This window comes from Kitasatospora sp. NPDC091207, assembly GCF_044768625.1.
In the GTDB taxonomy this organism is placed as follows: Bacteria; Actinomycetota; Actinomycetes; order Streptomycetales; family Streptomycetaceae; genus Kitasatospora.
Genome location: NZ_JBIVVS010000007.1, coordinates 208,023 through 221,913, shown reverse-complemented (window position 1 = coordinate 221,913; position 13,891 = coordinate 208,023). Strand labels below are relative to the sequence as shown.

Here is a 13,891-nt window from a genome sequence, read left to right as displayed (position 1 = left end):
GGGGAAGCCCCGGGTGCCCACTACGGCAGTACGGACGCCCCCGGGACCGGGCCGTGCGTCGCGTGCGCGGTACGGCAGGTGCCGGACGCGCGCAGGGCGTCGGCGACGGCCGCGGCCGCCTCGGCGTCCTTGGCCAGGAAGGCGCAGGTCGGGCCGGAGCCGGAGACGAGGGCGCCGAGGGCGCCGGCCTCGGTGCCGGCCCGCAGGGTCGCGGCGAGCGACGGGCGCAGCGAGAGGGCGGCCGACTGCAGGTCGTTGGCGAGCGCGCCGGCCAGGGCGACGGCGTCGCCGTCGGCGAGGGCGGCGAGCAGCGCGGGGTCGGCGTCGGGGGTGGCCACGTCGGTGTCGCCGGAGCCGGTGCCGGCCTCCTCCCGGAGGCGGTCGCACTCCCGGAAGACGGCGGGGGTGGAGAGTCCGCCGTCGGCGACGGCGAAGACCCAGTGGAAGGTCCCGGTGACGGGCAGCGGGTCCAGGATCTCGCCGCGGCCCCGGCCCAGGGCGACGCCGCCGAGCAGGGCGAACGGCACGTCGGAGCCGAGTTCGGCGGCCAGCTCCAGCAGGGTCCCGACGGGGGTGGCGAGCTGCCACAGCGCGTCGCAGGCCACCAGGGCCGCGGCGCCGTCGGCGCTGCCGCCGGCCATCCCGCCGGCCACCGGGATGGCCTTGGCGATGTGCAGGCGCACGTCCGGGTCGGCGAGGCCGTGCCGGGCGGCGAGCAGCCGGGCCGCGCGGGCGGCGAGGTTGCTGTCGTCGAGCGGGACGACGGCCGCGTCGGGGCCGGAGCAGGTGAGGGTGACGCCTTCGCCGGGCCCGGCGGCGCTCGCCGTCACCTCGTCGCCGAGGGCGACGGCGAAGAAGACGTTGGCCAGGTCGTGGAAGCCGTCGGCGCGCAGCCCGCCGACCCCCAGCTGGACGTTGACCTTGGCGGGGACGCGGACCGTGATCACTCGGACTCCGGCTTCACTGGCTTGTGCTCGGCGATCGCGGCGAACTGCTCCACCGTCAGCATCTCGCCGCGCAGCTTGTGGTCGATGCCGGCGGCGGCGAGCGCCTGCTCGGCCGCGGCCGGGGAGCCGGCCCAGCCGGCGAGGGCGGCGCGCAGGGTCTTGCGGCGCTGGGCGAACGCGGCATCGACGACCGCGAACACCTCCTTGCGGCTGGCGGTGGTCCGCGGCGGTTCGCGGCGGACCAGCGAGACGAGCCCGGAGTCGACGTTCGGCGCGGGCCAGAACACGTTGCGCCCGATGGCGCCGGCCCGCTTCACCTCGGCGTACCAGTTGGCCTTGACCGACGGGACGCCGTACACCTTGTTGCCGGGCTTGGCCGCGAGCCGGTCGGCGACCTCGCTCTGCACCATCACCAGGGTGCGCTCGATGCTGGGGAAGGTGGCCAGCATGTGCAGCAGGACGGGGACGGCCACGTTGTAGGGCAGGTTGGCGACCAGCGCGGTGGGCGGCGGGCCGGGCAGCTCGGTGACCTCCATGGCGTCACTGAGGACCAGGTCGAAGTCCTCGGCGCGGGCGGGCAACCGGGCGGCGATGGTGGCCGGCAGGTGCTGGGCCAGCAGCGGGTCGATCTCGACGGCGGTGACGTGCGCGGCGACGTCGAGCAGCGCCAGGGTGAGCGAGCCGAGCCCGGGGCCGACCTCGACCACCGCGTCCTCGCTCGTCACCTCGGCGGCCCGGACGATGCGGCGCACGGTGTTGCCGTCGATGACGAAGTTCTGCCCGCGCTGCTTGGTCGGCTTCACCCCGAGGGTGGCCGCCAGCTCCCTGATGTCGGAGGCGCCGAGCAGGTGGGTGTCGGAGGTGGGGTCGGTGGTGCTCACCCCGCAAGGATACGGGCGGGGCGGGTGCTCACAGGTCGACGACCGCCGCGAGGTCGATCTCCACGGGGTAGGGCACCGAGGTCCTCAGTACTCCTTCGTGCTGGGCGACGGGCAGGTAGACGCCCTTCTCCTCGTCCCGGTGGAACTCGTGGACGATCGGGAGGTCGTCGACGCCTCGCTCGACGCGCCAGAAATGGGGGATGCCGGCCTCGGCGTACTGACCGGGCTTGCGGAACCGGTCGGCGGCCCGGGACCCGGGGGAGACGACCTCGACCGCCAGCACCACCGATTCGGGCGCGGTGCACTCCAGCTCGAAGAAGTCCAGGCCGGTCTTGTCGATGACCACGACGTCGGGCTTCGTCACGTTGTGTTCGTCGAGCAGCACACAACGCTCGACGTTGACCACGTAAGGCTGGATCCGTGCGCTCGCCAGCGCGAGGAGCAGCTGATCCCGCACCTGATCGTGCCACCACTTGGCCATCCCTCGGACCACGACGGCTCCGTCCACCAGTTCCCAATCGAACGGCAGGTCCATGTCCTTGACCTGCTCGTACGTCCAGCCCTGGGACGGCGGAAGCTTCCAGTCGATCGGCTCGGCGGTCATCGCCACCTCCCTCACTGCACTCATGCTAGCCAGCATCGCAGTCCGACGAGAGTGCCGAATCGTTTCGGCGTGACCCGATATGTGTTCGACCGATATCCGTTCCGGCTCAGTACCCGAACGCCCGCGCCGTGTTCGCCGCGACGGCGGCCGACAGCTCGTCCTCGTGCAGTCCCAGGGTGTCCGCCATCGACCGCACCGTGACCGGGATCAGGTACGGGGCGTTGGGGCGGCCCCGGTAGGGGTGCGGGGTGAGGAAGGGCGCGTCGGTCTCGACCAGGACGCGGTCGAGCGGGGTGGCCGCGAGGGCGTCGCGCAGCGGCTGGTTGGCCTTGAAGGTGACCGGTCCGGCGAAGGAGAGGTACCAGCCGTGCTCGGCGCAGGTCCTGGCCATCGCGGCGTCACCGGAGTAGCAGTGGAAGACCGTCCGTTCCGGGGCGCCCTCCTCCAGCAGCACGGCGATGACGTCGTCGTGGGCGTCCCGGTCGTGGATCACCAGGGCCTTGCCGTGCCGCTTGGCCATCTCGATGTGGCGGCGGAACGACTCCTTCTGGATCTCCACGCCCTCGGGTCCGGTGCGGAAGTAGTCCAGGCCGGTCTCGCCGACGGCGCGGACCTGCGGCAGCGCGGCGAGCGCGTCGATCTCGGCGAGGGCCGCGTCCAGCGCCGCCTGTCCGCCGGCCGGACGCCGCTGCCCGGACCAGCCGTCGGGGTCGCCGAGGTAGATCCGCGGCGCCTCGTTGGGGTGCAGGGCGACGGCCGCGTGCACCTGCTCGAACTCGGCCGCCAGGTCGGCGGCCCAGCGCGAGCCGGGCACGTCGCAGCCCACCTGGACGACGGTGGTCACGCCGACGGAGGCGGCGCGCGCCAGCCCCTCGGCGGGAGTGCCGGACTGCATGTCCAGGTGGGTGTGCGAGTCGGCGACCGGCACCGCCAGCGGGACGGGCAGTGGCGGCGGCGTCGACCGGTCGTCGTCCTTGGCGGCCATCAGGCGGCGGGCTTCTCTTCGAGTCGGGGGAACAGGATCTCGCCCTTGGTGACGGTGGTCCCGACCGGCAGCCGGCCCCAGTCCGCCGCGGTGGCGACGGTCTGCGCGGACAGCGCGCCGAGCCCGGCGGCCTCCGCCCCGAGCGAGACCCAGAGCTTCTCGGCGGTGGCCGGCATCACCGGGTTGAGCAGCACGGCGGCGGCCCGCAGTGCCTCGGCGGAGGTGTAGAGGACGGTCGCGAGGCGGGCCCGGCCCTCCGGCGAGTCGTCCTTGGCGACCTTCCAGGGCTCCTGGTCGCTGAGGTAGCCGTTGACCTGCTTGACGAACTCGAAGATCGCCGCGAGGCCGCCGGCGAAGTCCAGCTCCTCGCCGATCTTGCGGTCGGCGGTCGCGACCGCCGCCGTCAGCCCGTCCGCGACGGCCTGCTCGGCCGGGCCGTGGTCGGTCGCGGCCGGCAGCACCCCGTCGAAGTACTTGCCGACCATGGCCGCCACCCGGGAGGCCAGGTTGCCGAAGTCGTTGGCCAGCTCGGAGGTGTACCGGGCGCTGAAGTCCTCCCAGGAGAACGAGCCGTCGGTGCCGAACGGGATGGCCCGCAGGAAGTAGTAGCGGTACGCGTCCACGCCGAAGTGCGAGGTGAGGTCCTGCGGCGCGATGCCGGTCAGGTTGGACTTGGACATCTTCTCGCCGCCGACCATCAGCCAGCCGTTGGCGACGACCCGCTTGGGCAGCGGCAGTCCGGCGGCCATCAGCATGGCCGGCCAGATCACCGCGTGGAACCGCAGGATGTCCTTGCCCACCAGGTGCACGGAGGCCGGCCAGAGCTCGGCGAAGCGCTCCGGGTCGGTGCCGTAGCCGGCGGCGGTGATGTAGTTCTGCAGCGCGTCCACCCAGACGTACAGGACGTGCTTCTCGTCCCAGGGCAGCGGCACGCCCCAGTTGAAGGTGGAGCGGGAGATCGAGAGGTCCTTGAGGTCCTGCTCGACGAAGCGCAGCACCTCGTTGCGGGCCGAGGCGGGCTGGATGAAGTCCGGGTTGGCGGCGTAGAACTCCAGCAGCTTCGGAGCGTAGGCGGAGAGCCGGAAGAAGTAGTTCTCCTCCTCCAGCCACTCGACCGGCCGCTTGTGCACCGCGCAGAGCTTCTCGCCCTCGGTGGCGCCGTCCAGCAGCTCGGCCGGGAGCTTGTACTCCTCGCAGCCGACGCAGTACGGGCCGGAGTAGCCGCCCTTGTAGATCTCGCCCTTGTCGTACAGGTCCTGGACGAACTCCTGCACCCGGTCGGTGTGCCGGTCCTGGGTGGTGCGGATGAAGTCGTCGTTGGCGATCTCCAGGTGCTGCCAGAGCGGCTTCCACGCCTCCTCGACCAGCTTGTCGCACCACTCCTGCGGGCTGACCCCGTTGGCCTCGGCGGTCCGCAGGATCTTCTGACCGTGCTCGTCGGTGCCGGTCAGGTACCAGACCTTCTCGCCGCGCTGGCGGTGCCAGCGGGTCAGCACGTCGCCCGCCACGGTGGTGTAGGCGTGGCCCAGGTGCGGGCGATCGTTGACGTAGTAGATCGGGGTGGTGACGTAGTACGCCGGGGTCGCGTCCCCGGTGGTGCTGTGTTCTGCAGTGGCCGCCATGGTCGGCAAGCTTAATCGGGCGCGCGGGCGGCCCTCGACGCGGTGACCCCGCGGGAGGCCGGCGCCGCCGGCCGGCGCGCTCGCGCCGGTCGGTTCCCGGCCCGCCGGAGTCGGCGGCCGTCGTGACGCCGGACGGTCGTCCGCCCGGTCCCTCAGCCCGTCAGGCGCGCCCAGAGCCGGCCCAGGCGCCCACGCGGGGCGACGGTCCCGGCCACCGGCTGGGGCCCCGCCGGCTCGGCGTGCGCCGAGTAGCCGGGGGCGTGCTGCCAGGACTTGTCGGCGACGGCCACCCGGCCCTCGCGCATGATCCGGACGGTGTGCCCACCGCATCCCGGGCAGGTCGGCTTGAGCAGCGGCGACGGCACCCGGACACCGTTGGCGTGGTACTCGAACACGACGTGCCCGTCCCGGGCCACGTGGTGCTCGATGTCGTACGCCTGCTCCCAGCCGTAACCGCAGCTCAGGCAGGCGAAGGAGTAGGCCTCCCGGACGGTCTCGACAGGGGTCTGCGACCGGCCGGTCAGGCCGGGGTCGCTCAGCGCGTTGCCACTGCGGGGGCTACCGATCGTCTCGCTCATAGCCGTCTCCCAGCGCCCGCCGGGCGCTCGCCCGGCTGGGTCTTTCCATCCCAGGAAATGCCCGGACCGTCCCGGCCGATGCCCGTCTTGTGAAGACTTGGACGCGGGTTGGGAAGACCTATACGAAAGGGTGGGTCCTGACCGAAATCCGCAGCCAAAGCTTCAGCTCACCAGGCGTTTACCGGGGCCTTCTCTCCAAGGTACGCGCCCCCGTCAGCCCCGGCACCCGCGGGTTTCAGACCTTGCCGGCCGCCGTGTTCTTGGCCGCGACCACCGCGTCGAACACCTCCCGCTTGGGCCGGGCGAGCTCCGCCGCGACCGCCGCGATGGCCTCCTTGCGCCGCTCGCCGGCCTCCTCCCGGACGGCCACCAGCCGGGCCAGTTCGCCCGGGGTCAGCTCCTGCGGGGCGGCCGGCGGGGCGCCGGCGACCACGACGGTGATCTCGCCCCGGACGCCCTCGGCGGCCCACCGCGCCAGCTCGCCGAGCGGGCCCCGCTTGACCTCCTCGTACGTCTTGGTCAGCTCGCGGCAGACCGCGGCGGGGCGGTCCGCGCCGAAGGCCTCGGCCATCGCGGCCAGCGTCTCGGCGATCCGGTGCGGGGCCTCGAAGAAGACCATGGTGCGCGGCTCTGCGGCGACGGAGGCCAGCTGCCGGGCCCGGTCCCCGGTCTTGCGGGGCAGGAAGCCCTCGAAGGTGAAGCGGTCCACCGGCAGGCCGGACAGCGCCAGCGCGGTCAGAACCGCGGACGGTCCGGGCACCGCGGTGACCTTGATGTCGGCGGCCACCGCGGCGGCCACCAGCCGGTAGCCGGGGTCGGAGACCGAGGGCATCCCGGCGTCCGTCACCAGCAGCACCCGGGCGCCGCCCAGCAGTGCCTCGACCAGCTCGGGGGTGCGGCCGACCTCGTTGCCCTCGAAGTAGGAGAGCACCCGCCCGGCCGGGGTCACCCCGAGTGCCTGGGTGAGCCGGCGCAGCCGCCGGGTGTCCTCGGCCGCGATCACGTCCGCCGAGGCCAGCTCGGCGAGCAGCCGGGGCGGGGCGTCCGAGACGTCGCCGATGGGTGTGCCTGCGAGAACGAGTACTCCTGTCACGTGCCCCATCCTTCCAGTAACCGGGGCCCGGGTGTTTTTGGTGACGATTCGGGCAGCTTCGGAGGGAGCCGTCCTCCCTGAGGGAACCGCCCCTACGATGTGGCGGATGAACGGCGACACGGCGGCGCAGACGCCCACTGGTACAGACCACACCGCGCAGGGTGGCGTCGGCGTGCCGGTCCTGACGGACCAGGCGTCCCCCGCCGTCCCCGCCCCGCGCGCGCCCGACCCGGACCGGCCGGAGCGCCCGTCCTGGCCGCGGCGGCTGGCCCGGCACGGCTACGCGCCGCCGCCGAAGGCGACGTTGGCCGAGCGGCTGGTGCCGCCGATGCCGGACGGCCCGGGTGTGACGCCGGCCCGGGTCGCGCCCTCGCCGCTGCTGCTGAGGCTCGGGATACCCGTGCCGGCGGCGCTCTGGTCCTGGCTCTGCCGCTGGGCGGGCTGGCTCGGCCCGCTCGCGGTGGCCCTGTTCGGCGGGATCCTGCGGTTCAGCGGCCTCGGCGAGCCGCACGCGATCATCTTCGACGAGACGTACTACGCCAAGGACGCCTACGCGCTCTGGCACGGCGGCTACGAGATCAGCTGGCCGGACGGCGCCAACGAGCAGATCATGGCGGGCGGGCCGGTGCCCTACCGGCCGGACCCGAGCTACGTCGTCCACCCGCCGGTCGGCAAGTGGATCATCGGCGCGGGCGAGCAGCTGTTCGGGATGAACCCCTTCGGCTGGCGGTTCGCGGTGGCGCTGCTCGGCACGCTGTCGATCCTGATGGTGGCCCGGATCGCCCGCCGGCTGTTCCGCTCGACCCTGCTGGGCTGCGTCGCCGGGCTGCTGCTCGCCGTGGACGGCCTGCACTTCGTGCTCAGCCGGGCCGCGCTGCTGGACCTCGTGGTGATGTTCTGGATCCTCGCGGCTTTCGGCTTCCTGCTGCTGGACCGCGACCGCACCCGGGCCCGGATCGCGGCCCGCCTGGGCGGGGTGGCGGACTCCGCCGCGGCCCGGCGGCTGAACCTCGGCTGGCGCCCGTACCGGATCGCGGCCGGCGTCTGCGTCGGCCTGACCTGCGCGACCAAGTGGAGCGGCCTGTACGTGGCGGCCGCCTTCGGGGTGCTGACGGTGCTCTGGGACGCCGGCGCACGCCGCCTCGCCGGCGCGGACCGCCCCTACCTGTGGACGCTGGTCCGGGACGTCGTGCCGGCCTTCGTCTCGATCGTCGTGACCTCCGTCGTCGTGTACATCACCTCGTGGTGGGGCTGGTTCGCCAGCAGCACCGTGCCCGGCCGGGGCGGCTACGGCCGGGACTGGGCGGTCGGCCGGGACACCGCGTTCCCCTGGATACCGGAGGGCCTGCGCGCGCTCTGGCACTACCACTCCACGGTGTACGACTTCCACACCCACCTGAGCGACCCGCACACCTACCAGTCGAACCCGTGGAGCTGGCTGTTCGTCGGCCGCCCGGTGTCCTTCTTCTATGAGTCCCCGAAGCAGGGCCAGGCCGGCTGCACCGCGAGCGACTGCGCCCGCGAGGTGCTGGGCATCGGGACCCCGCTGCTCTGGTGGGCCGGCGTGGTGGCACTCGCGTACTGCCTCTGGCGCTGGGCCGCGCGGCGCGACTGGCGGGCCGGCGCGGTGCTCTGCGGTCTGGCCGCCGGCTACCTGCCCTGGTTCGCCTACCAGCAGCGGACCATCTTCCTGTTCTACGCGGTGGCCTTCGTCCCGTTCCTGGTGCTCGCCGTGACCATGTTGGTCGGTGCGCTGATCGGGCCGTCCGGGGCGTCCCGCGACCGCCGGATCATCGGTTCCGCGGCGGCCGGGCTGCTGATCCTGCTGATCGTGTGGAACTTCCTCTTCTTCTACCCCCTGTACACGGGGCAGACGATCCCGATGGACGACTGGCGCAAGCGGATGTGGTTCAACAGCTGGATCTGACGGCGGCCCCGGAGGGGGGGAACCGTACCGACGTGGTGCGCGACACGTACCAGATGCGTCACAAGACCCGGGCATTTCGACGGCGCACGGAGTCGGGCTGCCTAGGGTGGTGAGCGAACGCGTATCCGGCCATCTCCGGCTGCGGCCAGTCGCCAGACCCCTGGGGGAACAGCACCATGCGCAGAGGCGCCAAGATCGGCATCATCACTGGCGTGTCCGTCGCCGTGCTCGCGGGCGGCGGGTACGGGGCGTACAGCCTCGTCGGGTCGGGCGGTTCCGGTACGCCCGAGGGCAAGAAGGCCCGCACGGTGGTCGCCGAGCCCCCCAGCGCCGAGCAGGCCGCGGCCGGAGCCAAGGACTTCCTGGAGGCCTGGGCCGCCGGTGACATCGCCAAGGCGGCCGGGCTGACCGACGACCCGGCGGCCGCGACCACCGCGCTGACCGCCTTCCGGGACCAGGTCAAGCCCAGCGCGCTGACCCTCGCGCCGGCCGGTCCGGCCACCCCGGCCGCGTTCGCGTCCGCGACCGGCACCCCCGCGCCGACCGCCGCCAAGCCCTCGACCGCCGCCTCCGGCTCCGCGACACCGTCCGCGGCGGGCGGCGAGTCCCCCTCGGCCGGTGCCTCGGCCGCCCCGTCCGGCGTGCTGATGGGCTTCAAGGCCCGCGCCGAGTTCGAGGGCACCAACCGGGTCTGGGACTACAGCGGCTTCCTCGGCGTCGTGAAGATGAGCGACAACACCCCGGCCGTGCACTGGGCCCCGTCGGTCATCCACCCGCACCTGGCCGCGGGCGAGGTGATCTCCACCCAGCCGGTCTTCGCCCCGCCGTCCAACGTGGTCGACCGCAACAACAAGCCGCTGCAGGGCGCCTCGATCACCCCGGCGCTGATCGCCACCCTGCAGGACAACGCCCGCAAGCTCCTCCAGGCCGACCCCACCAAGGACCAGAGCGACGCGGGCAGCGGCGTGGTGATCACCGACGCGGCCGGCAAGGGCACCACCGACAAGCTGTTCACCATCGTCGAGCCGAAGCCGGCCAAGCCGTTCAAGGTGACCATCGACAACGCCGTGCAGGCCGCCGCCGAGAAGGCGATGACGGACCTCGGCGGCAAGCAGGGCTCGATCGTGGCCATCGAGCCGAGCACCGGTCAGGTGCTGGCCTTCGCCAACGCGCCGGCCACCGGCCAGAACCGGGCCTTCGTCGGCCTGCTGGCCCCGGGCTCGACGATGAAGATCGTCACCTCGGCGGCCCTACTGGAGGCCGGGGTCAACCCGGACACCCCGGTCGCCTGTCCGGTGAAGAGCGGCAACCCGAAGGCGATCCCCAACTCGTTCCCGGACGCCTACCCGAACAACACGCTCCAGCAGGACTTCATGATCTCCTGCAACACCGCCTTCATCGACCAGGGCCTGGCCAGCCTCAAGCCGGGCACGCTCGGCGCCACCGCCAAGGACGTGTTCGGGATCGGCCTGGAGTGGAAGACCGGCCTGCCGAACGTCGACGGCCGGGTGCCCGACCCGGGCACCAACAAGGACGAGCAGGCCATGCAGTCGATCGGCCAGGGCAAGGTCCAGATGAACCCGCTGGCCATCGCCTCGATCACCGCCACGGTGCAGAGCGGCGAGTTCAAGCAGCCGATCCTGGTGGCCGACCTGCCGCAGCAGAAGGCCGCCCGGAACCTCTCCCCCGACGCCGTCGGCAAGCTGAAGGCCATGATGGCCGCCACCGCCAAGGACGGCACGGCCAAGGGCGCGATGGCCGGCATCTCGGACAACGCGGGCGCCAAGACCGGCTCGGCCGAGGTCGCCGGGGTGGACACCACCAACAGCTGGTTCACCGCCTACCGGGGCAACATCGCGGTCGCGGCCGAGGTCCAGGCCGGCGGTCACGGTGCCGACGCGGCCGGCCCGGCCGTCGCCGCCGTCATCAAGGCGGCCGGCAACCGCTGACGCCCGGCCGGTGCCGCCCCGCGGTCAGCCCCGGGGCAGCACCGGCTCCGGCCGGGTCAGCAGACAGCCGACCGGTAGGGGCCTCCCGCGCCACCGGCGGGCCGCCAGCCGGGGCCAGATCACCAGCACCGCCGGCAGCGCCAGGTAGCCGAAGCGCCCGGCCGGCGCCAGCATGAACGCGATCGCCAGCCCCGCCGCCAGCAGGTCGGCGGCGGCGATCGCGGAGACCGGCGGCCGGGCCAGCAGCCAGATCGCCACCCCCAGTCCGCCCACCGTCATCAGCGCCAGCGACACGGTGTGCCCGGTCGGCCCGAACCCCGCCAGCACCTTGCCGGGCAGCGGGCTGCCGGCCGGCGTCTGGATCGCGGTCAGCCCCAGCGGGAACCGCACCACCTGCTCGCGCAGCGCGTCCGCCCGGACCAGCGCCGAGGGCAGGATCACCAGCACGCCCACGCCGAGCGCGGTCAGGCCGGCCCGGGCCGCCGGGCGCCGCCCGTAGAGCCGCCAGAGCAGCAGAACGGCCACCGGCAGGGCCGGCCAGGCCGTCCACTTCAGCGTGCAGGCGAGCGCGAGGACCAGCCCGGCGGCGATGGTGCGGTCCCGTTCGGCGAGGGCCATGGCCAGACAGCAGACCCCGATCAGCGGCAGGTCCACCCCGCCGACCACCAGGGCCAGCGCGATCAGCGGCGAGGCGGTGAGCACGGCCAGCGGCAGCACCGGGGCCCGGTCCCGGGACGGCCGGAGCAGCCGCCAGCTGGCCAGCAGACAGGCCAGGAAGGTCAGCGCGAACCAGATCCGGGCGTCCCCCACCACCTGCGCCACCGGGTTGCCGTGGCCCACCAGGGCGCGCGGCATCCCGAACAGCGTCATCGCCGGCAGGTACGGGTTGTAGTCGGTGACCACCACCGGATGCGGCAGGTACGGGCTGCCGGTGGTGAGCAGCAGGTGCGCCGAGCGTTCGACCACCATCACCTCGGACTGGTGGCGGCCCTGCAGCGCCAGCAGCGCCAACGGCACCAGGACCGCGCCCAGCACGGCGGCCCCGGCGGCCGCGCGGGCCGCCGTCCGGCGCGGCAGGATCAGGCAGAGCAGCCCGGCGAGGGCGTACGCGGGAGCCGCGACGGCCCCCCAGAGCCGCTGGTTGGGAAGGTCCGAGACGAGCGGGAAGGCCGCCGCCCAGCCGGCCGCCACCAGGCAGCCGAACGCCTGGACGCGCCGCAGCGAGGCGAGCCCGGCCGGGTTCAGCCGATCGGGCGGTGGGCCGGTGGCGTTGTCACCACGCTGACGGGGGAACGGACCGGGTCCCGGCATGCCGCGCGGACGGCCGCGCCGGCTCGGCGATCCGGCCTCCGCGGGCGTGGCCGGCGGGCCGCCACGGCCGGTGAAGCGGCCGCGCGGGCGGGAGTGGCCGGGCGTGCGGGTGCTCACCATGGTGGAAGGTTATGGGTGGGGGCCGCACCCTGTCGCCATGGCCGCCGAGGGAGTCGGCGGCGGCACGGACGGGGCCGCCGGGGTGCGATCACCCTCCGGCGGCCCCGTCCACGGGTGCTCGGTACGCGAATCTCAGCCGGCCGGGTTGTCGGCCGACGTCGCGGCGTCGGAGCGCGCCGGCCGTTCGAGCTTGGAGTGCTTCATGCTGTAGCCGAAGTACACGACCACGGCGACCGTCAGCGCGATCGCGCCGGCCCGGAAGGTGTCGGCGTGCAGTCCGGTGATCAGGTAGACGCAGAAGCCGACGCTGATCAGCGGGACGACCGGGTAGCCGGGCACCTTGAAGCCGCGCGGCAGGTCGGGCTGGGTGCGGCGCAGGATGATCACGCCGACCGCGACCACCGAGAAGGCGATCAGGGTGCCCAGGCTGGTGATGTCGGCCAGCACCCGCAGCGGGATGAAGGCGGCCAGCGCGCCGACGCCGAGGCCCACCACGATGGTGTTCCAGACCGGGGTACCGGTGCGCGGCGAGAGCTGGGCGAAGCGCTTGGGCAGCATGCCGTCGCGGCCCATCGAGTACAGGATGCGGGTCTGGCCGTAGATCACCACGAGGGTGATGCTGAAGATCGAGATGATCGCGCCGATCGCGAAGACCATCGCGGGCCAGCTCTGGCCGGTGATGTCCTGCAGGATCTGGGCGAGGCCGGCCTCCTGGCCGTCGAACTTCTGCCAGGGCTGGGCGCCGATGCCGGCCAGGGCCACCAGGATGTACAGCACGGTGACCACGACCAGCGAGATGATGATCGCCAGCGGCAGGGTGCGACGCGGGTTCTTGACCTCCTCACCGGCGGTGGACACGGCGTCCAGGCCGATGAACGAGAAGAAGATGCTGGAGGCCGCCACCTGGACGCCGCCGATGCCCAGCGGCATGAACGGGGTCAGGTTGCCGGAGTGGAAGCCGGTCAGGCCGACGCCGATGAAGAGCAGCAGGATGAGGATCTTGATGCCCACCATGGCCGCGTTGACCTTCACGGACTCGCTGACGCCGCGGATCAGCAGCACGCAGACCATCGCGACCAGGATCAACGCCGGCAGGTTGAACCAGTGGGTTTCGTCGGGCGCGCCGGAGATCGCCTCCGGGATCTTGAACCCGAAGGCCAGGTCGAAGAACTTGTTGAGGTACTCGGCCCAGCTCACCGCGATCGCGGAGGCCGAGACGCCGTACTCCATCAGCAGGCAGATGCCGACCGCGAACGCGACACCCTCGCCGAGGGTGGCGTAGGCGTACGAGTACGAGGAGCCGGAGACCGGGATCGCGGAGGCCATCTCGGCGTAGCAGAGCGCGGTGAGACCGGCGGTGACGGCGGCGATCACGAAGGACAGGATCACGGCCGGACCGGCCGACGGCACGGCGGTGCTGAGCACGAAGAAGATGCCGGTGCCGATGGTGGCGCCGATACCGATCGAGGACAGCTGCCAGAGGCCGATCGACCGGCGCAGGTGGATACCGGAGCGTCCGCCCTCCTCGGGCGCACCGGCGGGAAGGCCTTCGCGGCCCTCGCTCTCGGCGATCAGGGTCGATACGGGCTTGCGCCGCAGCAGGCGCGCGCCGAGGGTGTTGCTGGCCAAAACGAGGATCCTTCTAGGCGGGGGAGGGTGTCCTAGCGGCCGGTCACTCGACGCGCCGTGGGGTGTCATCGGGGACCAACCGAACAAAGATGGGACAGTACCCCGCGAAAGCACCAGTGTCGCAAACGAACAGTCACCCGGCGCGCATTGTACGAATCGTCGCATCGGCGGGCACAAACCGGACACTCCGCAGACGGCGGATCTTCCGATGAGCGGCTAAGCCGCAGGTCAGCGCCCTTCCCCTG

11 protein-coding genes are annotated in these 13,891 nt (G+C 72.8%); 2 read left to right on the top strand and 9 right to left on the bottom strand.

The window, feature by feature from the left end; translation table 11 throughout:
• Nucleotides 1-20: 20 nt before the first annotated feature.
• The 7 genes from ACIQTO_RS15540 to rsmI form a co-directional block, all read right to left on the bottom strand.
• Nucleotides 21-947 carry a 4-(cytidine 5'-diphospho)-2-C-methyl-D-erythritol kinase gene (locus ACIQTO_RS15540; protein ID WP_402388097.1) on the bottom strand — a complete coding sequence of 309 codons (927 nt, stop codon included), beginning with the start codon at nt 945-947 and terminating at the stop codon, nt 21-23.
• Entirely contained in the window at nt 944-1,828 is an 885-nt protein-coding gene (gene rsmA / locus ACIQTO_RS15535) for a 16S rRNA (adenine(1518)-N(6)/adenine(1519)-N(6))-dimethyltransferase RsmA (protein WP_402388096.1), read from the bottom strand. The genes ACIQTO_RS15540 and rsmA overlap by 4 nt, the downstream gene beginning before the upstream one ends.
• A 28-nt stretch (nt 1,829-1,856) precedes the next feature.
• The gene (locus ACIQTO_RS15530; RefSeq protein ID WP_402388095.1) at nt 1,857-2,456 is read right to left on the bottom strand and encodes a Uma2 family endonuclease; all 600 of its coding nucleotides are present in this window, start codon (nt 2,454-2,456) and stop codon (nt 1,857-1,859) included.
• 82 nt (nt 2,457-2,538) lie between these two features.
• Nucleotides 2,539-3,417 (bottom strand): TatD family hydrolase, encoded by an 879-nt coding sequence (locus ACIQTO_RS15525; RefSeq protein ID WP_402388094.1) that lies wholly within the window; start codon nt 3,415-3,417, stop codon nt 2,539-2,541.
• Nucleotides 3,417-5,039, bottom strand: coding sequence for a methionine--tRNA ligase (gene metG, locus ACIQTO_RS15520; RefSeq protein WP_402388093.1), 1,623 nt, complete (start codon nt 5,037-5,039; stop codon nt 3,417-3,419). The genes ACIQTO_RS15525 and metG overlap by 1 nt, the downstream gene beginning before the upstream one ends.
• Nucleotides 5,040-5,191: 152 nt before the next feature.
• A complete protein-coding gene (locus ACIQTO_RS15515) occupies nt 5,192-5,617 on the bottom strand; it encodes a hypothetical protein (protein WP_402388092.1) in 426 nt (141 codons plus the stop codon).
• Between the two features lie 235 nt (nt 5,618-5,852).
• Nucleotides 5,853-6,710, bottom strand: a complete 858-nt coding sequence (gene rsmI, locus ACIQTO_RS15510; protein ID WP_402388091.1) for a 16S rRNA (cytidine(1402)-2'-O)-methyltransferase — start codon at nt 6,708-6,710, stop codon at nt 5,853-5,855.
• Nucleotides 6,711-6,816: 106 nt separating this feature from the next.
• On the opposite strand from rsmI, the gene ACIQTO_RS15505 reads away from it, so the two are divergent.
• The gene (locus tag ACIQTO_RS15505) at nt 6,817-8,637 is read left to right on the top strand and encodes a dolichyl-phosphate-mannose--protein mannosyltransferase (RefSeq protein ID WP_402388090.1); all 1,821 of its coding nucleotides are present in this window, start codon (nt 6,817-6,819) and stop codon (nt 8,635-8,637) included.
• 176 nt (nt 8,638-8,813) lie between these two features.
• Nucleotides 8,814-10,586 carry a penicillin-binding transpeptidase domain-containing protein gene (locus ACIQTO_RS15500; RefSeq protein WP_402388089.1) on the top strand — a complete coding sequence of 591 codons (1,773 nt, stop codon included), beginning with the start codon at nt 8,814-8,816 and terminating at the stop codon, nt 10,584-10,586.
• Nucleotides 10,587-10,610: 24 nt separating this feature from the next.
• On the opposite strand, the gene ACIQTO_RS15495 is transcribed toward ACIQTO_RS15500, so the two are convergent.
• Together ACIQTO_RS15495 and ACIQTO_RS15490 are read right to left on the bottom strand one after the other, a co-directional pair.
• Nucleotides 10,611-12,017 (bottom strand): glycosyltransferase 87 family protein, encoded by a 1,407-nt coding sequence (locus ACIQTO_RS15495; protein ID WP_402388088.1) that lies wholly within the window; start codon nt 12,015-12,017, stop codon nt 10,611-10,613.
• A gap of 132 nt (nt 12,018-12,149) precedes the next feature.
• Nucleotides 12,150-13,715, bottom strand: a complete 1,566-nt coding sequence (locus ACIQTO_RS15490) for an amino acid permease (protein WP_402388087.1) — start codon at nt 13,713-13,715, stop codon at nt 12,150-12,152.
• Nucleotides 13,716-13,891: the final 176 nt, after the last annotated feature.